The 26,139-nt window shown below is 71.1% G+C and carries 19 protein-coding genes; 9 read left to right on the forward strand and 10 right to left on the reverse strand.

The window, feature by feature from the left end; translation table 11 throughout:
• Nucleotides 1–609: hypothetical protein (locus tag ACGFYQ_RS16640; protein ID WP_393744376.1), on the forward strand; the 609-nt coding region annotated here is incomplete at its 5' end.
• A gap of 145 nt (nucleotides 610–754) precedes the next feature.
• Here the strand turns inward: ACGFYQ_RS16640 and ACGFYQ_RS16645 are convergent.
• Complete coding sequence (locus ACGFYQ_RS16645; RefSeq protein WP_393744378.1) at nucleotides 755–1,843, reverse strand: glycosyltransferase; 1,089 nt, start codon at nucleotides 1,841–1,843, stop codon at nucleotides 755–757.
• Nucleotides 1,844–2,218: 375 nt separating this feature from the next.
• Here ACGFYQ_RS16645 and ACGFYQ_RS16650 point away from each other — a divergent pair, with 375 nt between their 5' ends.
• A complete protein-coding gene (locus ACGFYQ_RS16650; RefSeq protein WP_393744379.1) occupies nucleotides 2,219–2,944 on the forward strand; it encodes a hypothetical protein in 726 nt (241 codons plus the stop codon).
• Nucleotides 2,945–2,971: 27 nt separating this feature from the next.
• Here ACGFYQ_RS16650 and ACGFYQ_RS16655 read toward each other — a convergent pair whose 3' ends face one another.
• The 3 genes from ACGFYQ_RS16655 to ACGFYQ_RS16665 all read right to left on the reverse strand — a co-directional run bounded on the left by ACGFYQ_RS16655 (nucleotide 2,972) and on the right by ACGFYQ_RS16665 (nucleotide 6,597).
• Nucleotides 2,972–3,781: a hypothetical protein gene (locus tag ACGFYQ_RS16655; RefSeq protein ID WP_393744381.1), complete on the reverse strand. Its 810-nt coding sequence runs from the start codon at nucleotides 3,779–3,781 to the stop codon at nucleotides 2,972–2,974.
• Nucleotides 3,782–3,930: 149 nt separating this feature from the next.
• Nucleotides 3,931–5,250 (reverse strand): metallophosphoesterase, encoded by a 1,320-nt coding sequence (locus ACGFYQ_RS16660; RefSeq protein WP_393744383.1) that lies wholly within the window; start codon nucleotides 5,248–5,250, stop codon nucleotides 3,931–3,933.
• A gap of 231 nt (nucleotides 5,251–5,481) precedes the next feature.
• A complete protein-coding gene (locus ACGFYQ_RS16665) occupies nucleotides 5,482–6,597 on the reverse strand; it encodes a LacI family DNA-binding transcriptional regulator (protein ID WP_030028209.1) in 1,116 nt (371 codons plus the stop codon).
• Nucleotides 6,598–6,958: 361 nt separating this feature from the next.
• Here ACGFYQ_RS16665 and hisC point away from each other — a divergent pair, with 361 nt between their 5' ends.
• The gene (gene hisC / locus ACGFYQ_RS16670) at nucleotides 6,959–8,038 is read left to right on the forward strand and encodes a histidinol-phosphate transaminase (RefSeq protein WP_393744386.1); all 1,080 of its coding nucleotides are present in this window, start codon (nucleotides 6,959–6,961) and stop codon (nucleotides 8,036–8,038) included.
• Nucleotides 8,039–8,100: 62 nt separating this feature from the next.
• Here the strand turns inward: hisC and ACGFYQ_RS16675 are convergent, their stop codons facing one another.
• Complete coding sequence (locus ACGFYQ_RS16675; protein WP_393744388.1) at nucleotides 8,101–8,469, reverse strand: cyclophilin-like fold protein; 369 nt, start codon at nucleotides 8,467–8,469, stop codon at nucleotides 8,101–8,103.
• 192 nt (nucleotides 8,470–8,661) lie between these two features.
• On the opposite strand from ACGFYQ_RS16675, the gene ACGFYQ_RS16680 reads away from it, so the two are divergent.
• Genes ACGFYQ_RS16680 through ACGFYQ_RS16695 form a run of 4 tightly spaced genes read left to right on the forward strand, consistent with a single transcriptional unit; the run spans nucleotide 8,662 to nucleotide 16,574 of the window.
• Nucleotides 8,662–10,167, forward strand: coding sequence for a cytochrome ubiquinol oxidase subunit I (locus tag ACGFYQ_RS16680; RefSeq protein ID WP_393744390.1), 1,506 nt, complete (start codon nucleotides 8,662–8,664; stop codon nucleotides 10,165–10,167).
• 18 nt (nucleotides 10,168–10,185) lie between these two features.
• Nucleotides 10,186–11,187, forward strand: coding sequence for a cytochrome d ubiquinol oxidase subunit II (gene cydB / locus ACGFYQ_RS16685; protein WP_393744392.1), 1,002 nt, complete (start codon nucleotides 10,186–10,188; stop codon nucleotides 11,185–11,187).
• A 50-nt stretch (nucleotides 11,188–11,237) separates the two neighbouring features.
• On the forward strand, nucleotides 11,238–14,807 hold the full coding sequence (gene cydD, locus ACGFYQ_RS16690) for a thiol reductant ABC exporter subunit CydD (RefSeq protein ID WP_393744394.1): 3,570 nt from the start codon (nucleotides 11,238–11,240) through the stop codon (nucleotides 14,805–14,807).
• 24 nt (nucleotides 14,808–14,831) lie between these two features.
• On the forward strand, nucleotides 14,832–16,574 hold the full coding sequence (locus ACGFYQ_RS16695; protein WP_393744396.1) for a GAF domain-containing sensor histidine kinase: 1,743 nt from the start codon (nucleotides 14,832–14,834) through the stop codon (nucleotides 16,572–16,574).
• A gap of 36 nt (nucleotides 16,575–16,610) precedes the next feature.
• On the opposite strand, the gene ACGFYQ_RS16700 is transcribed toward ACGFYQ_RS16695, so the two are convergent.
• Nucleotides 16,611–17,498 (reverse strand): Cof-type HAD-IIB family hydrolase, encoded by an 888-nt coding sequence (locus ACGFYQ_RS16700; protein ID WP_393744398.1) that lies wholly within the window; start codon nucleotides 17,496–17,498, stop codon nucleotides 16,611–16,613.
• A 122-nt stretch (nucleotides 17,499–17,620) separates the two neighbouring features.
• On the opposite strand from ACGFYQ_RS16700, the gene ACGFYQ_RS16705 reads away from it, so the two are divergent.
• Nucleotides 17,621–18,526: an LLM class flavin-dependent oxidoreductase gene (locus ACGFYQ_RS16705; protein WP_393744400.1), complete on the forward strand. Its 906-nt coding sequence runs from the start codon at nucleotides 17,621–17,623 to the stop codon at nucleotides 18,524–18,526.
• 61 nt (nucleotides 18,527–18,587) lie between these two features.
• On the opposite strand, the gene ACGFYQ_RS16710 is transcribed toward ACGFYQ_RS16705, so the two are convergent.
• From ACGFYQ_RS16710 to ACGFYQ_RS16720, 3 genes are all read right to left on the reverse strand, one after another.
• Complete coding sequence (locus ACGFYQ_RS16710) at nucleotides 18,588–21,611, reverse strand: tetratricopeptide repeat protein (RefSeq protein WP_393744402.1); 3,024 nt, start codon at nucleotides 21,609–21,611, stop codon at nucleotides 18,588–18,590.
• Nucleotides 21,608–23,458 carry an HSP90 family protein gene (locus ACGFYQ_RS16715; RefSeq protein ID WP_393744404.1) on the reverse strand — a complete coding sequence of 617 codons (1,851 nt, stop codon included), beginning with the start codon at nucleotides 23,456–23,458 and terminating at the stop codon, nucleotides 21,608–21,610. Before ACGFYQ_RS16715 ends, ACGFYQ_RS16710 begins: the two co-directional genes overlap by 4 nt.
• Before the next feature lie 185 nt (nucleotides 23,459–23,643).
• Nucleotides 23,644–24,183 (reverse strand): RNA 2'-phosphotransferase, encoded by a 540-nt coding sequence (locus tag ACGFYQ_RS16720; RefSeq protein WP_393744406.1) that lies wholly within the window; start codon nucleotides 24,181–24,183, stop codon nucleotides 23,644–23,646.
• Between the two features lie 134 nt (nucleotides 24,184–24,317).
• Here ACGFYQ_RS16720 and ACGFYQ_RS16725 point away from each other — a divergent pair, with 134 nt between their 5' ends.
• Nucleotides 24,318–25,094 carry an aquaporin gene (locus ACGFYQ_RS16725; protein WP_393744408.1) on the forward strand — a complete coding sequence of 259 codons (777 nt, stop codon included), beginning with the start codon at nucleotides 24,318–24,320 and terminating at the stop codon, nucleotides 25,092–25,094.
• Between the two features lie 126 nt (nucleotides 25,095–25,220).
• Here the strand turns inward: ACGFYQ_RS16725 and ACGFYQ_RS16730 are convergent, their stop codons facing one another.
• The gene (locus ACGFYQ_RS16730; RefSeq protein WP_393744410.1) at nucleotides 25,221–26,135 is read right to left on the reverse strand and encodes a MerR family transcriptional regulator; all 915 of its coding nucleotides are present in this window, start codon (nucleotides 26,133–26,135) and stop codon (nucleotides 25,221–25,223) included.
• Nucleotides 26,136–26,139: the final 4 nt, after the last annotated feature.

The following is a 26,139-nucleotide window of genomic DNA, read 5'->3' on the forward strand; positions in this document are numbered from 1 at the left end:
GGCGCGACGGGTGCCACGGGTACCGATGGCGCGACGGGCGCGACGGGCGCGACGGGCGCGACGGGCGCGACGGGTGCGGATGGCGCCGACGGTGCGACAGGTGCCACCGGCGCTACGGGTGCCACGGGTACGGACGGAGCGGATGGTGCGACGGGCGCCACCGGCGCCACGGGTACGGACGGAGCGGACGGTGCCACGGGCGCGACAGGCGCGACGGGCACCGGGCCCTGCGACGACCTCGACAGCTACGCGCCTTCGAACACCGTGTCGTTCAGTGCCGCTCTCGCCAACGGCATCGCCTACGCCGGCCGCGCGACCACCGCCGGAGGTGTGCCTGTCTGGCAGGACCTCACGAACGCGGACAACCCGGGATTCCCCTTCGGCAGAGCCTGTGGCATCTCGATCATCGAGCAGGGCAGCAACTCCTACATCAAGGTCCTGACCACGGACGACAGGATCTACCAGACACACGGTGACACCAACGGCACCAACTTCACCTGGGACGAGGGGTGGATCGAACTGACCCCCGCCCCGACTCCCGGAACCCTCCGGGGCAAGGCCTTCAAGGGAGACCTGATGCGTGGAGCCTCCCGGAACCTCCTCCCCTAGGGAACCTCACCCCGGCCGCCGTGCTGGCACGCCGAAGTCCGGGCTCGTGAAGTCGGGCCGGGTGCGTCCCAGGTTGTGGATGGGCCCGGTCCCCCGGCACAACGACTGAGGGCGCCGCCCTCAGTCGCCTGTGTGGGAGCGGCGGTCAGGCGACCACCTGGTACTCCGGGTCCACCTTGCTGCGGGCGAATGCGAGGTTCTCGGTGACGCGGTCACGCTGGGAGGCGGGGAGTCTGCCGTCCTGGAGGAGCCGCTCGCAGCAGTCCAGCGACTCCTGGTACGCGCCGACCCAGTAGGCGGCCACCGCGAGTTCGTCGAGGGCGCGCCACTCGTGCCAGTCGAACTCGACGAACAGGATGTCGTCAGGGCGGGGGATCCGCAGCGCCTCCCGGGCGAACATGTACGCCAGCGGCCAGCGGCCTTCGAGGCGGCAGACGCGGGCGAGGCTGCCGATCGCTTCGGCGCGCGTGGGACGGCTCTCGTGCGCGCGGAGGAAACGGTCCATCACCTCGGCCGACGGCTTCTTGAGGTGAGCCGCGATCCGTGCCGCGTACAGCTGTGCGCAGAAGGCTTCCTCGGCGAAACCGCCCATCGCCGCCCGGCGGTCGTAGGCGGCGAGGGACTTCTCCGGTTCTCCCGCGTCGCGCCAGCTCTGGGCCAGGTAGAACGCGTAGCGGGCATTTCCGGGTTCCTTGATCAGCCCTTGTTCGAGTACCTCCGCGTCGCGCAGGTACTTCTCCCGCTCGCCCGATTCCCTGAGACGTGCCCCGCCGCCGACGATGAGGATATTGGCGCCTTCGAGTACTCCGCTGCTGTGCCGGACTTCGCAGTCGATGTATTCGTGGAGCACTCCGACGTATTTCCATGGCAATCGGGTGGAGACGAGAGCGGGCCGCCAGTGGATGACGGGCTCGTGGTGCACCGCGATGCGGTACGCGTCGAGAGTGAGGTCCGGCATGCGAAAGCCGGGCTGTACCTGCATCACGTCGTCGGCGTCGATGAACAGCAGGTAGTCGGCGCTGGAGCGGGCGAGGTCGATCGCCTCGCTGCGGCTTTCGCCGAATCCCTTCCACGGCCGCTCGTGCAGAACTCCGGGCAGGTCACCGAAGAATTCCCGGATGATGTCCTGGGTTCCGTCCGTGGAGCCCGTGTCCACGATCACCCAGGTATCGATCAAGGGGCGCACCGATTCGAGACAGCGCCGGATCACCGGTGCCTCATTCTTGACGATCATGTTCAGGCAGACTGTTGCTCTCAAGGATTCCATCCCCTGTGGTGATGAGAACGACCGTGAGCCGACCGTAGGCCACAGTTCGTCCATGCCGGGGCGCGTCGCGTCCGCCACCGCGTAAAAGCCTCCATTGGGGTCGTACCGCTGGTCCGATAAGTGGACTTTCTCGCGAGGCGTCCCACCGCTTGTGACCGCGATACCCACGATGACCGAGGTGGCCCGAGATGGCCCATCGCACATCGTTCGATCCGGTTTCGAAAAGGAGCGGCGTATATGAGCCCCGAGAACAGGACCAGGTCAATCCTTGGTCCGCTGCCCAGGCGGAGCAGTTGGCTGACTGGCGGCACCCTCGCATCGCTTGCCCTGGTCATGGCGGGCATGTCCAGCCCCGCGGTCGCCACGGCTCAGGCCATCCAGGCGACCGAGGCGGTCCGGGTGGCGGCCCCCGCGGATGACCACTGCAAGTCGGACAAGCACGATTACGATCCGAGAGCGGCTGCCCAGGCCGGTCCGCGCGGTGGTGGCGGCGACGACGAGTGCAAGCAGGGTCCGACGGGTCCGACGGGCCCCAGGGGTCCGAAGGGTGAGGACGGTGCCGACGGAGCCACCGGTGCGACCGGAGCCACGGGTGCCACGGGTGCCACAGGTGCCACCGGTGCGACGGGTGCCACCGGAGCCACTGGCGCCTCCCAGTGCGTGGACATCGACTCCGTCCGGGACAACAACAACCGCGAGTTCAAGGCGGTACTCCCCGGCGACGGCAATGCGTACGCGGGCATCCGTGGGATTCAGGCGACCCCGGGACCCTGGACCTGGTACGACCTCACCCTCAACGCTGAGGGCGACTACCCGGATGACGCCTGCGCGATCGCCATCAGCCACCAGGCCAACGTGCTGTTGGTCGAGGTGGTGACGACGGAAGGCGTGATCTTCGAGACCACCTGCGCCGTCAACCCGGGTCCTGGCACCCTCACATGCGGCGGGGTGTGGACCGAGGCGGTTCCCCAGCCCGACGAGGGTGACCCGGACCTCCCCCTCCGGGCGGTCAACGGGCAGCCGATCCGGCCGATGAACCCCAACTACCTGCCGAAGGCACTGAAGTAGGGGAAGAAGGGCGCGAGGCCGGGAGGTCTACTCGGGCTTGTGCTCCGGGCCGCCGAAGTCCGGGCTGGTGAAGTCCGGAGGCGTGTAGCCGGGCCGGGGACCCTGTGACGGGGAGCCCGGACTGGTGAAGTCGGGCCGGGTGTATCCCAGGTTGGGGATGCGCCCGGCCCCTGGCGTGCGGGGCGCCGGATACCCCGGCCCCGCACCCGGATCGGCCAGCGCATCCCGCAGGAACGGCATGATCCCGCGCTCCAGCAGCGCGTTCCGCCAGGCCTCCCTGGCCCGCGCGACCTCGTCGGGTATCGCCTCGGCCTCGTCCGCCGCCACCTCGGTCGCCCCGTTGCGCAGCGCGGTCACCAGCAGGCCGATCACGGCGAAGATCAGGGCGGCGGCGGTGAGCACGCCGAAGAACGAACCCGCCGTCAGCATGGTCTCGGCGAAGGCCGGTTCGGGTTCGATCACCTTCAGGATGTAGCCCACGAGCAGGAAGATCAGCATGGCGGTGCCCGCCAGCACGGGTGCGAGGACCGCGATCACGGCGCCGAGGCCCGCACCGCCCTGTCCGCCGTCCTCCTCGCCCGTGGTGCCGGGCGTGGAGAGGACCTCGTCGCGCCGTTCCTCGCGGAGCTTCACGTAGTGGTCGTACTCGGCGGCGGCCGCGGCCGTCAGCAGCGCGCTGGCCCCCAGGGCCATGGTGCGCAGTTGTTCGGCGTTCAGGCGTTCGCCGAGGGTGGCGAGCTCGGGCCGTTCGTGTGCGGTGCGCAGCGCCTCGTCGAGGAGCCGATCGAACTCCGGCCGGTCTTCGGTCAGCAGGTGCGGAGCGCTGGTCATGTGCATCCCCCGATGCTCCGTGGAGGCCGGTTTGCCCGCGTAGACCCGGGCGCCGGCACAAACGGAGGAGAGCCTGCTACGGATAGAGCGATGGTAGAGGGATCACACCGCAGGTTGACAGGGGCTTTCCGGAAATACCCCCCTGGTGACAATCCTCAGTCGCGCAGAGGCAGTTGCACGACCAGCAGCTTGCCCGCCATCGTGACCCCGCCGTCCATCGCGATGGCGAGCCCGTCCGCGTACACGTGGGGGCCGTCCACCGCCTCCGGGCCGCGCGCCTCGTCACCGTCCTCGGTGCCCACTTCGCCGAGGAGGTACGGGATGGGGCTGTGCCCGTGCACGACGCGGCTGCCGCCGTACGTGCCGAGCAGTTCGCGTACGGCCACCGGGCCGGTCTCCTCGTCGCGGAAGGCGAACCGCTTGGTGAACTTGCGGAAGAGGTCCCAGGTGATGTCGGCGTCGTTGCGGTTGAGGAGCTCGTGGATGGTGTCGTTGACGTCCTCGATGGAGTCGCCGTAGTCCAGGTAGGCCGTGGTGTCGGAGTGCAGCAGCAGGTGGTCCTCCTCCAGGACGGCCGCGTCCAGGCGGGACATCCACTGCAGGTGTACGTCCTGCAGGCGCTCCATGTCGGTGCGCTGGCCGCCGTTGAGCAGCCAGGCGGCCTGGAAGGTGGCGGTGCCGGCGCCGGAGGAGACGGGGGTGTCGCCGAACCGCTTGGCGCCGATGAGCAGCAGCTCGTGGTTGCCCATGAGGGCCTTGCAGTAGCCGCCGGCGGCCGCGGCCTCGGCGGAGAGCCGCATGACGAGGTCGATGACGCCGATGCCGTCGGGGCCGCGGTCGGTGAAGTCGCCGAGGAACCAGAGCCGGGCGTTGCCGGCGGACCAGCGGCGCTCGGTGTCGATCAGGCCCTGGGCGTGGAGTTCGGTGACGAGCTCGTCGAGGTAGCCGTGGACGTCGCCGACCACGTAGAGCGGGCCGGGACCGGCGGCCGAGGCGTCCTGGGGGACGTACTGGACCTGGACGGTGTCGCCGGGGCCGCCGAGTGCGCCGCGGCCGATGACGGGCAGGTCGCGGTGGGTCGGGGTGTAGCCGTCGAAGTCGTCGTCCTCGGGGTCCGCGGGGGCCTCGGGCTCGGCGGGGGCGTGCGCCTCGTGCGGTTCGTACGCCTCGCGCGGTTCCCGCGGTTCGTACGCCTCGCGCGGTTCCCGCGGTTCGTATGCTTCGCGCGCTTCGTGTACGTCGTGATGCGGGACGGGCGGCGCCGCGGGCCGCGCGTTCGCCTGTGGCGCGTAGCCGGGCTGCGGGGGCACGCTCAGCGCGCCGTCCTCGTAGTACGCCGGGTACTCGCCGTACACGGGGGCCTCACCGGGAAGCCCGTTGGATACGGCGTACGGGGCGGGTTCGGTGACCGGAACCCGGAAGTCCCGCAGCGTCTCCGTCCGCATCGCGGGTCCCTGACCGGCCCCCTGAGTCATCGACCCCTCCACCACCGTCGCGCTGCCGTACACCTGCGGACCCTCCTGACCTCCGGGGAGGAGGGTCCGTGATGTCGTGCGCCCATCATAGGAATGCGGCTCGCGCTGTGTGACGCACCAGGGGTGGTGAATCCTGTCCGGAGCCGATCGTTCCTGCCGATTTCTCCCGATATCGGTGTTGCTGAAATCCTCGGCGGGGCCGGCGGCCCCGCCGAGGGGCGGTGTGGCGCGTCAATCCTGGGCCGGAGACCGGGGCGGGCTGACGGTCGTACGGGGCTGCCTGCGCTGTGACGAGGTACGGATGATGAGCTCGGTCGGGACGACCTGTTCGACGGGGCGTCCGGTGTCCACTCCCTCGATCGCGTCGATGAGCAGCTGCACCACGGCGGTGCCGATGCGGCGCGGTTTGAGGGAGAGGGTGGTGATGGGCGGTTCGGTGTTGGCGTACACGGTGGACTCGCTGCAGCACACGAGCAGGAGGTCCTCGGGGACGCGCAGGCCGTAGCGCCGGGCTGCGGCGAGCAGGTCCGTGCCGTTGGGGTCGAAGAGCCCGTACACGGCGTCGGGCCGGTCGGGGCGGGCGAGGAGCCGGTCGGCGGCCACGGCGCCCGCGCAGGGGTCGTGGGCGGGGTAGGACTCGTAGACGGGGTCCTGGCCGACGCGCTCGCACCAGTTGAGGTAGGCGGTCGTGGAGAGCCGGGTGTAGGTGTCGGTGGTGGTGCCGGTCAGCAGCCCGATCCGGCGGGCGCCGGCGGCGGCGAGGTGGTCGAGCAGGCCCAGTACGGCGGCCTCGTGGTCGTTGTCGACCCAGGCGGTGACGGGGAGGGAGCCTGCCGGGCGGCCGTCGGAGACCACGGGCAGGCCCTGGCGGACCAGTTCGGTGACCACGGGATCGTGGTCGGAGGGGTCGATGACGACGGTGCCGTCGAGGGCGACGTTGGACCACACGTCGTGTCGGGAGGTGGCGGGGAGGATGACGAGGGCGTAGCCGCGGGCGAGCGCGGCGGAGGTGGCCGCTCTGGCCATCTCGGCGAAGTAGGCGAATTCGGTGAAGGTGAAAGGTTCATCCCCGTACGTCGTCACTGTCAGGCCGATGAGGCCCGACTTGCCGGTACGGAGGGTGCGGGCGGCGGCGGACGGGCGGTAGCCCAGCCGGTCGGCGACCTCGCGAACGTGGCGGCGGGTGGCGTCCGGCAGCCGCCCCTTGCCATTGAGCGCGTCGGAGACGGTTGTGATGGAGACGCCCGCCGCGGCGGCCACGTCCCTGATGCCTGCCCGGCCCTGTCGGCCGGCGGCCCGCCGGGTGGTCTCGGTCCGGCTCACCTGATGCTTCCCTGCTGCTGTCATGGCGAGCCGATAGTAGGGCGCGGCGGGGTGGGTGGCCTGGGTGCATATGCACGCGTTGACAGGCACGTTTCTGCATGGTTCGCCACCCTCAATGACCTTGGAAATGAAGGTATTTGCTCGTCAAGGGCTGCCGTGAAGCTTGTCGGCGGGTACGAGCATGCCAAAGCGGTACGGTCTCGGGCCGGTCTCAACTCACCTGCACGAGGGATGCGCGCCAGGGCGCAAGCCACCGGCGCGCGCATATATGCGCGCGCTCCCCCGCATTCCAGGCGCCCCCATTCTCGGGAGAGCGGAATCCTCATAAGGTGAGCAGTATTGAGTCGACGGCGACGTCGTACGGGATGGTCGAGGAGGACCTGCGGTGAGCGAGAAGAGCCCGAAGCTGCGCGCCGAGCTGGATGGCGTTCCCACATACAAGCCCGGCAAGCCGGCGGCTGCGGGCGGGCCCGTCGCGTACAAGCTGTCCTCGAACGAGAACCCGTACCCGCCGCTGCACGGGGTGCTGGAGAGCGCGGTCGCGGCGGCCGGCAACTTCAACCGGTACCCGGACATGGCCTGCACCGGACTGGTGAACGAGCTCGCGGAGCGGTTCGGGGTGCCGGTCGAGCACATCGCCACCGGCACCGGCTCGGTGGGCGTGGCCCAGTCGCTGATCCAGTCGACGGCCGGCCCGGGCGACGAGGTCATCTACGCCTGGCGCTCTTTCGAGGCTTATCCGATCATCACGCAGATCTCGGGTGCGACCTCCGTGCAGGTCCCGCTGACCGAGGGCGATGTGCACGACCTGGACGCGATGGCCGAGGCGATCACCGAGCGGACCCGGCTGATCTTCGTCTGCAATCCCAACAACCCCACGGGTACCGCCGTGCGCCGCGCCGAGCTGGAGCGGTTCCTGGACCGGGTCCCCTCGGACGTCCTGGTGGTGCTGGACGAGGCCTACCGCGAGTTCGTGCGGGACGCGGACGTGCCGGACGGCATCGAGCTGTACCGCGACCGCCCGAACGTCTGTGTGCTGCGTACGTTCTCCAAGGCGTACGGGCTCGCCGGCCTGCGCGTCGGCTTCGCGGTGGCCCACGAGCCGGTGGCCGCGGCGCTGCGCAAGACGGCGGTGCCCTTCGGCGTCAGCCAGCTCGCGCAGGACGCGGCGGTCGCCTCGCTGCGCGCCGAGGACGAGCTGATGGGCCGCGTCGGGGCGCTGGTGTGCGAGCGGAACCGGGTGCACGAGACGCTGCTGGCGCAGGGCTGGACGGTCCCGGACACGCAGGCGAACTTCGTGTGGATGCGGCTGGGGGAGCGGACGGCCGACTTCGCGGCGGCCTGCGAGAAGGCCGGTGTGGTGGTCCGGCCCTTCGCGGGCGAGGGCCTGCGGGTCACGATCGGTGAGACCGAGGCGAACGACCTCTTCCTGCACACGGCGGAGGCGTTCTTCAAGGAGCTGTAGCTCCGGGCGGACTGCGGACTGCGGATTTACGCGCGTGCCGCGTGCCGCGTGAGTTCCGCGCGCTACGCGAGTTCCACGCGGACGGGGTCGCCGTCGCGGACGGTGGCCAGCAAGCGGGGGTCGCCGTCGAACGAGCCGAGCACGTTGCAGGGGCTCGCCAGGCGGCTCTCGCCTCCGCGCGAGATGGGTGTGGGGCCGTAGGGCAGCGCGAGCGCGTCGCCCTCGGTCCAGAACGCGACCGTGCCGGGCTCGACCACCTGCTGGGCGTCGTGCTCCAGGGCCACGGAGACGCCGGTGTCGAAGTAGACCTCCTCGCCCCAGGTGTTCGCGGAGGCGGAGATCGGAAGGGCCTCGGCCAGCGCCTTGCTGGTCGGGGTCTCGTCGAGGGTTGCGGTGAGCTGTCCGGCGGGCCAGGAGATTCGAATCTTCATGGGCCACATTCAACAATCTGTTGAATTTCTTGGCTAGAGGGGACCCCCCTGCAGAGGGTCGAAAACCGGTGCGCAATAATGCTTGTGAATGTGAACGCGTTCACAAGCGTGTCCTGCTTCCTCCCGTTACGGGAGGGAACCCGCCAGGCAGACTGCGGCTGTGACCCACGGCGACGACAAGGAGAAGACGACGTGGACCTAGCTTTGGCGCCGGAGACATTGGCGCGCTGGCAGTTCGGCATCACCACCGTCTACCACTTCCTCTTCGTTCCCCTGACGATCTCGCTCGCGGCCCTCACGGCCGGCCTGCAGACGGCCTGGGTGCGCACCGAGAAGGAGAAGTACCTCAGGGCCACGAAGTTCTGGGGAAAGCTTTTCTTGATCAATATCGCGATGGGTGTCGTCACCGGCATCGTCCAGGAGTTCCAGTTCGGCATGAACTGGTCCGACTACTCGCGATTCGTCGGTGACATCTTCGGTGCCCCGCTGGCCTTCGAAGCACTGATCGCCTTCTTCTTCGAGTCGACCTTCATCGGTCTGTGGATCTTCGGCTGGGACAAGCTGCCGAAGAAGATCCACCTGGCCTGCATCTGGATGGTGTCCATCGGCACGATCCTGTCCGCCTACTTCATCCTGGCGGCCAATTCCTGGATGCAGCACCCGGTCGGGTACCGGATCAACGAGGAGCGAGGCCGGGCCGAGCTCACCGACTTCTGGCACGTGCTCACCCAGAACACCGCGCTCACGCAGTTCTTCCACACCATCACGGCCGCCTTCCTGGTCGGCGGTGCGTTCATGGCCGGCATCGCCGCCTTCCACCTGGCGCGCAAGAAGCACATCCCCGTGATGCGGAGCTCGCTGCGGCTCGGCCTGATCGTCGTGATCATCGCCGGTATGGGCACTGCCCTGAGCGGTGACCTGCTCGGCAAGGTGATGTTCAAGCAGCAGCCCATGAAGATGGCCGCCGCCGAGGCGCTCTGGGACGGCGAGGCGCCGGCTCCCTTCTCCGTCTTCGCCTACGGCGACGTCGAGAAGGGCCACAACAAGGTCGCCATAGAGATCCCGGGCCTGCTGTCCTTCCTGGCCAACGACGACTTCACCTCGTTCGTCCCGGGCATCAACGACGTCAACAAGGCCGAGCAGGAGAAGTTCGGCCCCGGCGACTACCGGCCCAACATCCCGGTCGCCTACTGGGGCTTCCGCTGGATGATCGGCTTCGGCATGGCCTCCGTCGCCGTCGGAGCGCTGGGCCTGTGGCTGACCCGCAAGAAGTTCATGCTGCCGCCGGGTCTGCGCACCGGGGAGGAGGAGGTCCCGAACCTGGTCCTCTTCAAGAGCGCGCTGGGCCCGAAGTTCGCCAACCTGTACTGGATCGTCGCGCTCTGGACCATGGGCTTCCCGCTCATCGCCAACTCCTGGGGCTGGATCTTCACCGAGATGGGCCGCCAGCCCTGGGTGGTCTACGGAGTCCTGCGCACCCGGGACGCGGTCTCGCCGAACGTCTCCCAGGGAGAGGTGCTCACCTCGATGATCGGCTTCACGCTCCTCTACGCCGTGCTCGCCGTCATCGAGGTCAGGCTCCTGGTCAAGTACGTCAAGGCCGGTCCGCCCGAGCTCACCGAGGCCGACCTCAACCCGCCCACCAGGATCGGCGGGGACGACAAGAACCCCGACCGGCCGATGGCCTTCTCGTACTGAGGCTGGGGAGACCACACCATGCAACTTCACGACGTCTGGTTCGTACTCATCGCCGTCCTGTGGATCGGCTACTTCTTTCTGGAGGGCTTCGACTTCGGAGTCGGCGTACTGACCAAGCTGCTCGCCCGTGACCGCACGGAGAAGCGGGTCCTGATCAACACGATCGGACCCGTGTGGGACGGCAACGAGGTCTGGCTGCTCACCGCGGGCGGCGCGACCTTCGCCGCCTTCCCCGACTGGTACGCCACCCTCTTCTCGGGGTTCTACCTGCCGCTGCTCGTCATCCTGGTCTGCCTGATCATCCGCGGTGTCGCTTTCGAATACCGGCACAAGCGGGACGAGGACCGCTGGCAGACCAACTGGGAACACGCGATCTTCTGGACCTCGCTGATCCCCGCGTTCCTCTGGGGCGTGGCCTTCGCCAACATCGTGCACGGTGTGAAGATCGACCAGAACAAGGAGTACGTCGGGACCTTCCTCGACCTGCTCAACACCTACTCGATCCTCGGTGGCCTGGTCACGCTCACCTTGTTCACCTTCCACGGCGCGGTCTTCACCTCGCTCAAGACGGTCGGTGACATCCGGGACCGCTCGCGCAAGCTGGCGACCCGGCTGGGCGCGGCCACCGCCGTACTGGCCCTGGTCTTCCTGGGCTGGACCCAGGTCTCGAGCGGCGACGCCAAGAGCCTTGTCGCGATGGCCATCGCGGTGATCGCACTGGTCGGGGCCCTCGCATGCAACCAGGCGGGACGCGAGGGCTGGTCGTTCGCACTGTCCGGGATCACCATCGCGGCGGCCGTCGCGATGCTCTTCCTGACGCTGTTCCCGAACGTCATGCCGTCCTCGCTGGACGACGCCTGGAGCCTCACGGTCACCAACGCCTCGTCCAGCCCCTACACCCTGAAGATCATGACCTGGTGCGCGGGAGTGGCCACGCCGCTCGTTCTGCTCTACCAGGGCTGGACGTACTGGGTGTTCCGCAAGCGGATCGGGACGCAGCACATCGTCGACGTGCACTGAGCCCCGACACCCGACCCTCCCGCCTGACCCTCCCCTGGGGGATGTTTCACGTGAAACCGATCGACCCGCGCCTGCTTCGGTACGCCCGTTCCACCCGCCTCTTCCTGGGGGCGGTGGTGACGCTGGGCCTCGCCGGGGCGGGGCTGGTCGTGGGTCAGGCGATGCTCATCGCCGAGATCGTGGTCGGCGCCTTCGAGGAAGGGCTCGGCGGGGCGGAGCTGCGGACGCCCCTGCTGTTGCTCGCGGCGGTGGCACTGGGCCGCGGCCTGATCGCCTGGCTCACGGAGCTGGCCGCGCACCGGGCCGGTGCGGCGGTCAAGTCGGAACTGCGCGGCAGGCTGCTGGACCGGGCCGCCGAGCTGGGCCCTGGCTGGCTGACCGGACAGCGGACCGGGTCACTGGTGGCGCTGGCCACCCGGGGGGTGGACGCGCTCGACGACTACTTCTCCCGTTACCTCCCCCAGCTGGGGCTCGCGGTGGTCGTGCCGGTGGCGGTGCTCGCCCGCATCGTCACCGAGGACTGGGTGTCGGCGGCCATCATCGTGGTCACCCTCCCCCTGATCCCTGTGTTCATGGTCCTCATCGGAATGGCCACCCAGTCCCGGATGGACCGCCAGTGGCGGCTGCTGTCGCGCCTGTCGGGGCACTTCCTCGATGTGGTGGCCGGACTTCCCACACTGAAGGTCTTCGGACGGGCCAAGGCCCAGGTCGAGTCCATCCGCAAGATCACCGACGACTACCGGCGCGCGACGATGCGGACCCTGCGCATCGCCTTCCTCTCCTCCTTCGCCCTGGAGCTGCTGGCGACCCTCTCGGTGGCGCTGGTGGCGGTGACCATCGGCATGCGGCTGGTCCACGGGGAACTCGACCTCTACACGGGACTGGTCATCCTGATCCTGGCGCCCGAGGCGTACCTGCCGTTGCGGCAGGTCGGCGCGCAGTACCACGCGGCCGCCGAGGGGCTGGCCGCCGCGGAGGAGATCTTCGAGGTGCTGGAGACCCCCGTCGCGCGTCCGGCCGGCGGGGCCCGGCTGCCGAGCGGCGCTCCCTTGCGCATCGAGATCGACGGCGTCCGCGTCCGGTACGAGGGCCGGGGCCAGGACTCGCCCGGGCCGGTCTCGCTGACCGTCGAACCGGGGGAGTGCGTGGCCCTCACCGGACCGAGCGGAGCCGGGAAGTCAACACTGCTCCAGGTGCTGCTGGGGTTCGTGGTACCGACCGCGGGGCGGGTACGGGTGGCCGGCGTGGACCTGGCAGAACTGTCCCAGGAGCAGTGGCGGGAGCAGATCGCCTGGGTACCGCAACGCCCGCACCTGTTCGCCGGAACGATCGGGGAGAACGTACGGCTGGCCCGGGCAGCGGCCTCCGAGGCGGAGGTGGCCCGGGCATTGAAGGACGCCGGGGCCTGGGAGTTCGTGACGGCGCTGCCGCGCGGGGTGGAGACCCCCCTGGGCGAGGGCGGCGTGGGACTGTCCGCCGGTCAGCGCCAGCGGCTGGCCCTGGCGCGGGCGTTCCTGGCGGACCGGCCCGTGCTGCTGCTGGACGAGCCGACCGCTGCGCTGGACGGCGAGACCGAGGCCGGGGTGGTGGACGCAGTCCGGCGGCTCGCCGTGGGCCGGACCGTGCTGCTGGTCGTGCACCGGCCGGCGCTGCTCGCCGTCGCCGACCGGGTGGTCCCGTTGGCCGAGGGCGGCGGCGGTGCGGCGCTGCCCGCCGTTGCGAGGCCGCTCCCCCGCCCCGCCGCCGCCCGGGCCGAGGCCCCGGGCCGTGCCGCCTCCGACGGCGGGGAGTGGATCCTCGGAGCCGCGCCCGAGCGGGCGCGGGCCGGTGGCGGGAACGACTCGGGCGGAGCCGATCCGCTGCGCCGGGTACGCGCGGTGGCCAAGGCCTGGCAAGGGCGCTTCAGGCTCGGACTGCTCCTCGGGGCGCTGGCCGTCGGGTGCAGCGTCGGGCTGATGGCGGTGTCCGGCTGGCTGATCTCACGGGCCTCCGAACAGCCGCCCGTGCTCTATCTGATGGTGGCGGTCACCGCCACCCGGGCCTTCGGGATGGGGCGGGCCGTCTTCCGGTACGCCGAGCGGCTCGTCTCGCACGACGCCGTGCTGCGGATGCTTGCCGACCTGAGGGTCTCCGTGTACCGGCGGCTTGAGCGCATCGCCCCCGCCGGGCTGCGCGAGCACCGGCGCGGGGATCTGCTGGCCCGGCTGGTGGCCGACGCCGACGCACTCCAGGACTATTGGCTGCGCTGGCTGCTGCCCGTCGGCACCGCGGTGCTCGTCGGCACCGGCTCGGTCGCCTTCACCGTCTGGCTGCTGCCGGAGGCCGGAGCCGCCCTCGCCGTCGGTCTGCTCGTCGCCGGCATCGGCGTGCCGCTGGTGAGCGGGGCATGCTCCCGGCGCGCCGAGCGACGGCTCGCGCCCGCCCGGGGTGAACTCGCCACACGGGTGGCCGATCTGCTCACCGGTACCGCGGAGCTGACCGTCGCCGGGGCGCTGGAGGACCGCAAGGGCAGGGCCCGGGAGAGCGACGGCGTACTGACGCGCATCGCCGCGCGCGGAGCCGCCGCGGGTGGTCTGGGTGGCGGGCTGTCCGCCCTGGTGTGCGGGCTGACCGTCGTGGCGGCCGCGGCCGCTGCGGCGGACGCGGTCCACGAGGGACGGCTGTCCGGGGTGGCCATGGCCGTCGCCGTGCTGACGCCGCTCGCCGCGTTCGAAGCGGTCAACGGCCTTCCGCTCGCCGGCCAGTACCGCCAGCGGGTGCGCCGCAGCGCCGAGCGGGTCTACGAGGTCATCGACTCCCCGGTTCCCGTCGCCGAGCCGGAGCAGCCCGCCGCGGCGCCCGGCTCGCCCTTCCCCCTGCGGTTGACGGGGCTCACCGCCCGCCACCCGGGCCAGGAACGCGACGCGCTGCGGGGCCTGGACCTGACCTTGGAGGCCGGCCGACGCGTCGCCGTCGTCGGCCCCTCGGGCTCCGGCAAGACCACACTGGCCCAGGTCCTGCTGCGGTTCCTGGACCCGCACGAGGGCGCGTACACCCTGGGCGGGACCGACACCCGCACGCTCGACGGTGACGACGTCCGCGCGCTCGTCGGGCTCTGCGCCCAGGACGCGCACCTCTTCGACAGTTCGGTACGGGAGAACCTGCGGCTGGCCCGGACCGGAGCGAGCGAGGAGGAGCTGCGGGAAGCCCTGGCCGCGGCGCGGCTGCTGGAGTGGGCCGACGGACTGCCGGACGGGCTGGACACGCTGGTCGGCGAGCACGGCGAGAGGATCTCCGGCGGCCAGCGCCAGCGCCTGGCCCTGGCCCGGGCGCTGCTCGCGGACTTCCCCGTACTGGTGCTGGACGAGCCGGCCGAACACCTGGACCTGGCCACGGCGGACGCGCTGACGGCGGACCTGCTGGAAGCGACCGAGGGCCGGACCACCGTGCTGATCACCCACCGGCTGGCCGGCCTGGAGGCGGTTGACGAGGTGCTCGTGCTCGACGGCGGAGAGGTCGTCCAGCGCGGGGCGTACGCGGAGCTGGCCGCGACCGAGGGGCCGCTGCGGCGGCTGCTGGAGCGGGAACGGGAAGCGGACGGGACCGTGGCCGACTTTCTCCAGGCCGACTTTCCCCGCTAAAGGGGACTAACTAGTCTCAAGGGCATGTCACTGCAGGAGTCGCAGCCGCAGGAACCGCAGGAACCGTCGCCTGGAACCCCGGACCCGCTGGTGGCCGCCACCCAGGCCGCCAGGAGTCTGCAAGGCCTGTCCACCGAGCTCACGGCCCGGGTACCGCAACTGCTGGAGGCCATGAGGTCGGTCGGGACCGGGCTTGAGCTGCACTCCACGCTGGACCGCATCTGCGAGACCGCGGCCGAGCTCGCGAACGCCCGTTACGCGGCGATCGGGGTCGTCGACACCGAGGGCCGTGGGCTTTCGGACTTCGTGACGTACGGGATCAGCTCCGAGCTGGCCCGGAAGATCGGGCACCGTCCGGACGGGAAGCGGGGCCTTCTGGGAGCGTTGATCTCGCACTCCGACACCGTGCAGCTCGACGATCTGACGAAGGATCCGCGTTCGGCGGGCTTCCCTCCGCACCATCCGCCCATGAAGACCTTCCTCGGTGTCCCGATCCGGGTGCAGGGGGAGATCTTCGGCAATCTGTACCTCGCCGAGAAGGACGGCGGCGGCGCGTTCAACGACTACGACGTCCACATGGTCCGGGTGCTGGCCACCGAGGCGGGCATCGCCATCGGCAATGCCCGGTTGTACGAGGCCGCCACTCAGCGCGAGCGCTGGATCGACGGCTCGGTGGCCGTCACCACCGCCCTGCTGTCCGGCGGGGACGCGGACGACGCCCTCGCCGTGGTGGCCGAGCAGGCCCGTCACCTGGCCGACTCCTCCGCCGGCATCGTGATGCTGCCGACCGAGGACGGCGGGATGGAGATCGTCGCCGTCTCCGCCGAGAACCCGGCCACCTCGCTCGGTGTGGTGATCCCCGCGGAGAGCCCGGTGATGGACAGGCTGCTGCAGGGCGAGCCCGTATTCGTGGACGACGCCGCGTCCGACCCCCGCATGGTCAGCAAGCTCACCAGCCAGTACGGGCCCTGCATGATGCTTCCGCTGCAGAGCGGCGGGCGGGTGCTGGGCGCCCTGGTCACCCCCCGGGCCCGCGGCAAGCGCCCCTTCACCGAGGCCGAGCGGACCCTGGCAACGCAGTTCGCCTCCCAGGCCGCGCTCGCCCTGATGATGGCCGAGGCACAGCGCGACCGGGAGCGGCTCGCCGTGTTCGAGGACCGCGACCGGATCGCCCGAGACCTGCACGACCTGGTCATCCAGCGGCTGTTCGCCACCGGGATGATGCTGGAGGGTGCCCAGCGCCGGTCCATCGTCCCCGAGGTCCGTGACGGGGTCGGCAAGGCCGTGGACGAGCTGGACGTGACGATCCAGGAGATCCGCACCGCTATCTTCGCGCTCCAGCAGGGTCCCGCGGAGGCACCCTCGGGGCTGCGCACCCGGGTGCTGCGGGAGATCAACATGGCTGCCGTGCCGCTGGGCTTCAAGCCCGCGCACCGCTTCCTCGGCCCCCTCGACGCGGTCGTCGGCGAACTGGTGGGCAAGAACCTGATCGCCGCGCTGCGCGAGGCGCTGTCCAACGCGTTCCGCCATGCCGACGCGTCCCGGATCGAGGTGGTCGTGGACTCCACGATCAAACTGGCGGACGGACGCCCCGGGGTCCGGCTGGAGGTCGCCGACGACGGGGTGGGCATCCCCGACGGCGGACGGCGCAGCGGGCTGCGGAATCTGCGCCGGCGGGCAGAGGCGCTGGGCGGCGCGAGCTCGTACGGCCCGGGCATCGGTGACGGCGGCGGCGGGACCACCCTGGTGTGGGAGGCCCCGCTCTAAGGCGTCCCAGCGTTTTTCTCTGGAGCAGCGGCTGCCTCAGAGCAGCCGCTGTGCGATCCGGTCGGCGACGATGTGCTCGATGACGACGGCGACGCCGTCCTCGTTGTTGGCGGTCGTACGGCCCGATGCGGCCGCGATCACGTCCGGATGGGCATTGCCCATCGCGTATGAGGTGCCCGCCCAGCTGAGCATCTCCACGTCGTTCGGCATGTCCCCGAAGGCGACGACCTCGGCGGGGGAGATGCCGCGCTCGGCGCAGCACATCGCCAGGGTGCTCGCCTTGGAGACGCCCTGTCCGCTGATCTCCAGCAGGGAGGTGGGGCTGGAGCGGGTGATCGAGGCGAGGTCGCCGGCGGTGGAGCGGGCCAGGGCCAGGAACTCGTCCGGGGCCAGCTCGGCGTGGTGCGCGAGCAGCTTGAGCACGGGTGCGGTGCTTTCGTCCGTGTCCTCGTGCAGCAGTTTCTCGGCCGTGGCGACGTTGGCGCCCGGGTCCTGGAAGACCGGCGGGTACGTCGGCTCGTAGTTGATGCCGGTGGTCAGCTCGACCGCGAAGGAGGTGCCCGGCGCAGCGGTTCGCAGAGCGTCCACGACGGCGAGTGCCGCAGCTCTCGGGAGGGCTCTGACCTGCACGAATTCCCGACCGGCATGGAGGTCGACGACCGCCGCGCCATTCGCGCAGATAGCGAGGCCGTGGCCGTGGACGTGGTCGCTGACCACACCCATCCAGCGGGCCGGGCGTCCGGTGACGAAGAAGACCTCGATACCGGCCTCCTCGGCGGCGGCGAGAGCGGCGACCGTGCGGGGCGAGACGGACTTGTCGTCGCGCAGCAGGGTGCCGTCGAGGTCGGTGGCGATGAGCCGGGGCATGGGGGTGGGCCCGTCCGGGCACTGGGGAGCCGAGGTCACGGCTCCATCTTCGCCCATCGCCCGCGGACGGCCGGACCATGTGCGGCCCGTCCCGTGCGGAGGCCCGATGTTTCACGTGAAACATCGGTTGGATGGCGATGTTTCACGTGAAACACGAAGGCCACCGTACGCTCGAACGCATGAGTCTGAGTCTGAGCACGGTGATCCTCCCGGTACGTCGATGGCATGAAGGGGGTCGTGACCAGTGGGTACGGGCGGAGACGCTCGGGTTCCACACCGCCTACACCTATGACCACCTGTCCTGGCGGAGCTTCCGCGACGGGCCGTGGTTCGGCGCGGTGCCCACCCTGACCGCGGCGGCCGGGGCCACCGAGAGGATGCGCCTGGGGACGCTGGTCACCTCGCCGAACTTCCGCCATCCGGTGACCCTGGCCAAGGACCTCATCTCCCTGGACGACGTCTCCGGCGGTCGTGTCACCCTCGGCATCGGCGCGGGCGGCAACGGTTTCGACGCGACCGCACTGGGTCAGGAGCCCTGGTCACCGCGTGAGCGGGCCGACCGCTTCGCCGAGTTCGTACCGCTGCTGGACCAGCTGCTGACCGAGGGCGCGGTGAGCTCGCAGGGCACCTTCTACTCCGCCGAGGAGGCCCGCAACATCCCCGGCTGTGTGCAGCGGCCGCGACTGCCGCTCGCCGTCGCCGCCACCGGACCGCGCGGCCTGCGGCTCGCCGCCCGCCACGGCCAGGCCTGGGTGACTGCGGGCGATCCGAAGATTTTCGAGGACGGCACGCCCGAGCAGTCACTGGAGGCCCTGCGCCGGCAGATCGGAGGGCTGGAGACGGCTTTCGCCGAGATCGGGCGGGAGTTCGAGCCGATGGAGAAGGTCTTGCTGACCGGCTTCACGCCCGAACGCAGCACCATGCTGGAATCCGTGGACGCGTTCGTCGACTTCGCGGGCCGTCACCGCGAGCTGGGCTTCACCGAGCTGGTGATCCACGCGCCCATCCCGGACTCCGACTTCGCCGCGGACGAGTCGGTCTTCGAGAAGATCGCCGTGGAGGCCCTGGCCCAGCTGGACAACTGATCCCGGGGTCGTCGCCGCTGCCCTGGACGGGGAGCGGCGACGACCGACGGCAGCGGCGGGCTCAGGCCGTCAGCTGGCTGTACAGACGCTCGGCGGACGGCAGGAGCCAGTCGGGCGCGGCGCCCTCCGGCAGTGCTCTGACCTCGTCGATCAGCGCGGAGATGCGGGCGGCGCCCGCGTCCGCGCGGCCCCGCTCCTGCTCCGTCCAGACGGCGTTGTTCAGGCACTGGAACCGGTCCCGCAGATGGTCCGGGCCGAGCTCCGCGTAGACCGCGCCAGCCCGGTCCCAGAGCTCGATCTCCTCCAGGCGCAGCGCCTCGATCTCCGCCTCGCTCAGCGACTGCGCCGATGAGGTTGAACCGCCGCCCGTACCGTCCTCGTCCTCACCCTCGTCCTGCTCGTCGTCGAACGATTCCGTCTGCACGCTGACGCGCCGGTCGAGGACCTGCGCCAGCTGGTGCCAGGTCTGGGCGAGTTCGGACTGCAGCTCGGGAGCCCCGGGATCCGCCGCCAGGGCGGTCTCCAGTACCCCGGCGGCCTCGTCCATCAGGACCCGGGCCCGCGCCACGGCCTGGTCGGTGACCTCCTCGCGCAGTCCCAGCCAGGCCAGGGACCGCAGGGCACGCACCTCGGCGACCGGGGCCCCGCCCGTCAGGCGGTGCAGCTCCACGGCCCGCTCGTAGGCGGCGACCGCCTCCGCGGTCAGCCCGGCGTCGGACAGGGTGTCGGCGGCCGACTGCGCGAGCCTCGCCTGCGGCCGCGGGTCCTCCCAACCCTTGGCCGTCTCCGCCGCCAGCAGGAACTGTTCCGCCGCCGGCCGCAGCTCGTTCAGCTGCCGCAGCAGATCACCCAGGAACTCCCGGCCGGAAACGGCCTGCTCCTCACCGTGTTCCAGCAGATCCGGCAGAGCCGACTGCAGGACCTCCGCCGCCTCGGCGGCCCGGCGGTCCTGCGCATACGCCCGTGCCAGGACCAGCCGGGCCTGCGCCCCGCCGTCGGCCGTGAGGCCCGCCTGGTCGAACCAGTGGGCTCCCGCCAGAGCATGCCCGGCGGCCTCCTCCGCCGCGCCCTCCCGCCGCACCAGGATGTCCGCGAGGGTCAGCCGTACGACGCCCTGAACCTCGGAGTCGGTCACCTCGGGGGCGTGCTCCAGCGCGGAACGCGCCGCTTCCTCCGCCTCCTCAGGCCGGTCCAGCGACATCAGCACCCCGGCCCGCAGCACCTGCGGGTCCACCGCCTGCCACGGCCTGCCCGCCCCGACCGCCCGAGCCGCGGCCGCCGCCAGCATGGCCACGGCCCGCTCCGGGTCGCCCTGGGACAGCGCGACCCGACCGAGCATCTCCTCGGCCTCCGCCGCCAGGTCGGCCAGCGTGTCCTCGTAGGCGGCGACGAAGGCGGCCAGCTCGGCGGCGAGTTCGCCGTGACCGTGTTCGTGGTCATGGTCGTGGTCGTGGTCGTGCGCGTCCCGCTCGGCCGCCTCGGCCGAGCGCAGGTACGACTCCACACGGATCACCGACAGCTCCGCGAGCGCGATCCTCCTCGTCCGCAGCGGTTCGGCGGGGTCGAGCGCCTCGGCGGCCCGTACGGCCACCCCCAGCAGCCTCCTGATCTCGGCGGGCGCGGCCCCGGACCGTGCGGCCACACTCGCCAACCGCAGCTCGGCCAGTGCCGCGCGCTCCGCCCGGCCGAGTGCCCGGTAGCCCTCCCGGACCGCACTCAGCAGCTCCGGCGCCTCCGAGGCCCCGCTCCGCGCGGCGGCCAGTGCCCGGTGGTCCGCCAGATCGGCCGCGACCAGCGGATCGGGCTCCGGCTGCGCGTCCACCCGTACGGCCACCTCGGCCCACAGCGCGTCCGCAGCCGGATGTCCCAGGTCCCGGGCGTGCCGGGCCCGCTCCACCAGTTCGGCGAACCCGGCAGCCGAAGCGGTGGACACGGGTACGGGCCCGGGAACAGCGGCAGCCGTCTGCGGCAGCGCCGCACTGCGCACGCCCAGCGGCAGCGCGCCGACCAGCGGCTCCCGACCGATCCGAGCCAGGAACCGCTCCGAGACCCGGGTGGTCCCGTTGCGCGCGTCGAACTGCCGGGCGATGTCGAGCGCGCCCGCGCGCAGGACCTCGTACAGCTCGGAGACTGTGTGGGGCGTGCCGTCGTAGGGGACGGCCGGGATCTGGCCGTGCCCCAGCTCCATCAGCCGGCGCAGCAGCACGAGGATGCCGCTGTGGAAGGCCAGCTGGTCGTCGACGTTGGCGAGCGGGCCGACGTGGGAGGCGTGTTCGGCAAGGATCTCCAGGCCGCGTGACTCGTTGCCGGTGAGCGCGCAGAACTCGATGTGCTTGCCGACGGTCGGCAGCAGGCTGTCGTTGCCGCGGGCCAGGCGGTAGCCGCGCAGGTGGTTCGAGCGGGCCTCGGCGCTCCGTCCGAGTCGCAGCAACGGCAGCAGGGAGGTGGCCAGTACCCGGTGCGGTTCCTCGGCGCAGGTCCGCTCGCCCGCCAGCACCGGCTTCCAGATCTCCAGGGCCTCGGCGTCGTCGCCGCGCAGGACGGCGTACTGACCCTGGCCGTTAAGCTCGCAGGCCTGGCAGTCGCTCATGTCGTCGCGCTCGGCCGTCAGCCAGCGCGTGAAGGCGCGCTCGGCCCGCTCGTCGTCGCCGATCGCGTCGGCGAGCCACAGCTCGGCCTCGCGTACGGGCCGCTCGCTGTAGCCCGCGATCCGGTAGCGGCGCTCCATCTCGTCCAGCCAGCCGGTGGCCGACTCCAAGGGGACCCCGGGGGAGTCGGCGATGGCTGTGGCCACCCATTTGAACTGCCAGAACAGCGAGTGCGCGTCCCATTCGGAGAAGGCACCGGGGTCCTTGTCGTACTCCTGGAGAAGCCGGGCGAAGGGCACCAGCAGCTTCGAGGACTCGGAGCTCCACAGGTAGGCGTTGATCAAGTTGTCCAGGGTCTCCCGGAACAGCGCCCGGTCACCGCTCGTCTCGGCGGCGGCGACCAGGGCCTCGGCGTGCGCGTTGCGCGCGGCCCCGCCCGGCGCTTCGCGGTTCTCCGCCAGTCCCCGCTCGATCTCCTGGTGTGCAGGTGTGGTCACTTCTGCTCCTCCGAGGACTCGGTGGGGTGGGTCGCCCATTCCAGGAGCCCGAGGAAGGCACGGTTGAGCAGGGTGGAGTCGGCCGGACGCAGCGGCCGCTGGGACATCAGCAGGGCCTGTCCGTAGAGCGATTCGACGGCGGTGCCGGTCAGCGCCTCGTCGGGGAGTGCGGAGATCCGGCGGATCAGCGGGTTGTTGTGGTTGAGGACCAGGCGGGCGCGGGGTGCGGAGCCGCGCAACGCGCCGAGGATGCCGCTCCACAGGGAGTCGGCGCTCTCCAGCGCGGCGGTCCGGTCCCTCTCCTGCCGTGCCTGCCGGTCGTCGAGGTAGAGCGCGGGCACGGAGACGGGCTGGAAGGCGCGAAGCACCACGTCGCAGCCCTGGGGTTCCAGGCGGGTGCGGGCCGTGGCGAGGAAGGGGGCGAGCTCCAGCTCTGCGGAGGTGGGCACCGGGTCGAGCCGCTCGGTGACGGCTCCGGCGTCCAGCTCGGTGACCTTCAGCTCGGGCCGTACGGACGGCAGCAGGCTCAGCAGATCCGCGTCGTAGGTGTAGCCGGCGTTGATGACGCCGAGGCCGTGGGCCGCGGCGATCGGTGCGATCTGGCGGAACTCCTCGACCGTGCGCGTGAAGTGGACGTCGCGGTGGGCGGCCGCGAACTGCTCCAGGCTCATCGTTCCGTCGCTGGTCTCGAACGGCAGCCACGGCAACATCAGCCCGAGCAGCTCGGAGTCGTGCCGGGCCATGGACTTCACACCGAGGTGGTGGACGCGCAGGAAGGCGGCCAGCCGCTCCGGTTCGCTCGCCGCGAGTTCGGCGAGCCAGCCGCGGACGCGGGCGCCGAGGGCGTCCCGTACGGCGGCCAGGGTCTCGTCGTCGTACAGGTTCTCGCGTGAGGCGGTGGGCCGCAGCGTGTCCGTGTCCAGGACGGCGCGGACGAAGAACGCCCAGTCCGGCAGCAGGTTGTCGGCCCGGTCGGTCAGCAGCATGCCCTTGAGGTGGACGCGGTGTCCGGCGCGGTGGGCGGGGCTGGTCGGCTCGGGCAGGACGTACGCGACTCCGCGCACGCCGGCGACCGGCAGGTCCAGGTCGATGCTGTCGAGCGGGGTGAAACCGAAGAGCTGCGCGCAGTGCCCGGCGAGTGCGACGCGCCGGGCGGCGGGGGTGGGGAAGGACCGGTCCCACACGGCGGGCCGGTCGGTGACGGGGCGCGGCTCGCCGCCCTCGCCGTCGTCGAAGGTGATGTCGTAGGGCAGGAGGGAGCCGTAGTCGCGGGCCAGTTGCTCGACCTTGGCCGGGACGGTCCACTCGGCGGCGCCCGGGCGGCCCTCCAGGACGACGGTGGTACCAGGCTCCGGACGTGCCTCGTGGGGCAGTTCGCGCACGGTGTACGAACCGTCGTCCGTGGCCAGCCATTCCACCGGCGCTGCCTGGGGATCGCGCGCGGAGCGGGTGACGACGCGGATCTGGCGGGCCACGACGAAGCACGCGAGCAGCCCGATGCCGAACTGGCCGAGGAACTCCTGGCGGGTGGCCTCCAGGCCGCTGATCTCTTCAGCGGTACCTTCGCCGCCGCGCTTGGAGCTGCGGCCGATGGTGGCGAGGAAGGAGTGGGCCTCGGTGGCGGTCAGGCCGATGCCGCTGTCCTCGATGGTGACCCGGCCGTCCGACGTGGACAGCCGGATGCGGATCTCGGCCTCGGGGTCGAGGGCCCGGCGGGCGGTGACGGCGTCCACCGCGTTCTGCAGGAGCTCGCGGACGTAGACGCGCGGGCTGGAGTACAGGTGGTGGGAGAGCAGGTCGACCAGGCCGCGCAGATCGACCTGGAAGCTGTGGGGTGTGGACGTCATAGGGCGTCACCTCGCGTGCATACGGGGATGGTTCGGCGATCGCGAGGTCCCCCCCTCACGGATCCCGGAGTGGGGAACAGATTAGGGGGATGGTCCGACAATCTCTGAGCGAATTCCCGTGCCCGGGAAGCACCAGGGACGGGCCCGGGAAGCACCCGAAGCACCCGGCAAGCACGCGGGAATTGCTACGGGAGGCGCAGGAACTGCGGCGGCACGGCGTCCACCAGCCACACCCCGTTGGCACTGATCCGGAAGACGTGCCCGGCGGCGCGCATCGCCCCAGCGTCCACGCTGAGCACGACGGGCCGGCCGCGGCGCGCGCCGACCCGGGTCGCGGTCTCCCGGTCGGGGGACAGGTGCACGTGGTGGCGGGCCATCGGGCGCAGGCCCTCGGCGCGGATCGCGTCCAGGGCGGCGGCGACGGTGCCGTGGTAGAGGTACGCGGGCGGCTCGGCCTCCGGGAGATCCAGGTCCACGGCGACCGTGTGGCCCTGGCTTGCACGGATCCGGGTGCCGTCGACGGCGAACCGCTGCTTGTCGTTGGCGGCCACGACGTGGTCGAGCTCGGCGCGGCTGAAGGCGAAACCATGGGCGGCCGCCGCGCGCAGCAGGTCGTCGATCTCCACCCAGCCGTGGGGATCGAGCACCAGTCCGATCCGTTCCGGCTGATGCCGCAGGTGTTTCGAGACGTATTTGGACACCTTCACGGTGCGTCTGTCGTCCATGACCCCAGCGTGCCCGGTCAGGGGGCGTTCCGGCAGGGATTTTTCGCAGGCCCGGCGGTCTTGGACACCCTCTGTCGCCATTTCAAGATACGGAATACATTTTCCGCTGCCACTTCTGCCCAGGGGGAGAAACCATGACAGCCCATACCTCACTGCCACGCCGTGCGGCTGCCGAACTGATCGGTACCGCCGGCCTGCTCGTGGTCGTGATCGGCTCCGGAATCCAGGCCGCCGAGCTCAGCCGCGACACCGGCGTCGCCCTCATCGCGAACTCGATCGCCTCCGCCATCGGCCTCGGGCTGATCATCACCCTCTTCGGGCCGCTGTCCGGCGCGCATCTCAACCCGGTGGTCACCTTCACCGCCTGGTGGTCCCGGCGTACCGGTGGGGAGGGGCTCGACGGCCGGGAGGCGCTGGTCTACACCGCCGCCCAGACGGCCGGAGCCATCGGAGGCGCCGTCCTCGCGGAGGCCATGTTCGGCCGGACCCCGGGCACCTTCGCCACCCAGGTCCGCGAAGGAGGCCACCTGCTCGTCGGTGAGGTCGTGGCCACCGCGGGACTCGTCCTCGTCATCCAGGGCCTCGGACGCATCGGGCGCCCGAGGCTCATCCCGGCCGCGGTCGCCGCGTACATCGCCGCCGCGATCTGGTTCACCTCCTCCGGGTCGTTCGCCAACCCGGCCGGCACCATCGGGCGCAGCTTCAGCGACTCCTTCACCGGGATCGCTCCGGAGTCGCTCCCCGGGTTCGTCGCGGCCCAGCTGGCCGGTGGGATCCTCGGCCTGGTCCTCGCCGGCCTGCTGTACGGCTCCTCCCGGTCCGTGAAGCCCGTGCCGGTGGAGACCCTGACCGAGACCGGCCCGGTGGACGGCGCGGCGGCCACCAAGGCGGCGTACGAGACCATCGGCTGAGACGGGACCCTCGTTGCCCACAGGCGAACGGGACTTGTCCACAGCCGTTTGGGCGGGTTTTGACGGCAAACGAGTGATCCGCCCTGTGGACTACCGACCGGCCACGGCCCGCAGCCTCCCGTCGCGCTACCCGTCCGCGCGGCGCGCCAGATCGTTCATCGTCCGGGCCTGGAGCTCCCGCTCCGTCGCGGCCCGGACGAACTCCGCCACATGATCGGCGCCCACCAGTTCCTGCACTGCCCGCACCGTCCCGGCCGGCAGGGCCACCGGCGACGGGCCCGAAGGCTGCGGTGACCCGGCCGCCCCCAGGTGCCGCTGCAGATGCCGGGTGGCGAACAGCCGCATGGCCCGCGCCAGCTCCGCGTCCACGGTCTGCTGTGCCAGCGGCCGCAGCCGCCGCACCATCGTCGCCGCCTCCGCCGCGTCCGCGTCCGTCGGCGGAACCTGCCCGAGGTAGCGCGCGAAGACGTGCTCGGTGGTGAACTCCAGGAACCGCGAGGCGATGTGCTCCACCTGACCGCGCAGTTCCCGCAGGTGCCCGGTGATCGCCGACAGCGGCACCCCGGCCGCGTACAGCTCGGCGGCCACCGCCAGCTCCTGTGGCGAGGGCACGAGGAACTGGTCCGGCCGCCCCGGAATCCGCTCCAGCACCCCCAGCTCGCACGCCTCGTGCACGGCGTCGTCGTCGGGCTTGCCGCCGAAGCGCTCGTTCAGTTCCTCCCGGCTGATCCGGGCCGCCTCCTCGTCGGTCCACGGCCCGTGCACCTCGGCGACCAGCCCCAGGACGCCGCCCAGCCCGCGCCCGGCGTCCCAGGCCTCCAGCAGCTCCTTGATGGAGGCCAGGGTGTAGCCGCGGTCCAGCAGGTCCGCGATCTGGCGCAGCCGCGCCAGGTGCGTGTCCCGGTAGACGTTCGAGCGGCCCCGCCGTTCCGGCTTCGGCAGCAGACCCCGGTCCTGGTACGCCCTGATCGTGCGCACCGTCGCCCCGCTGTGGTGCGCCAGATCCTCGATCCGGTACTCGGCTACCGCCTGATCGGACAATCCC

The sequence above is a fragment of the Streptomyces sp. NPDC048258 genome (assembly GCF_043201995.1).
Classification (GTDB): Bacteria; Actinomycetota; Actinomycetes; order Streptomycetales; family Streptomycetaceae; genus Streptomyces.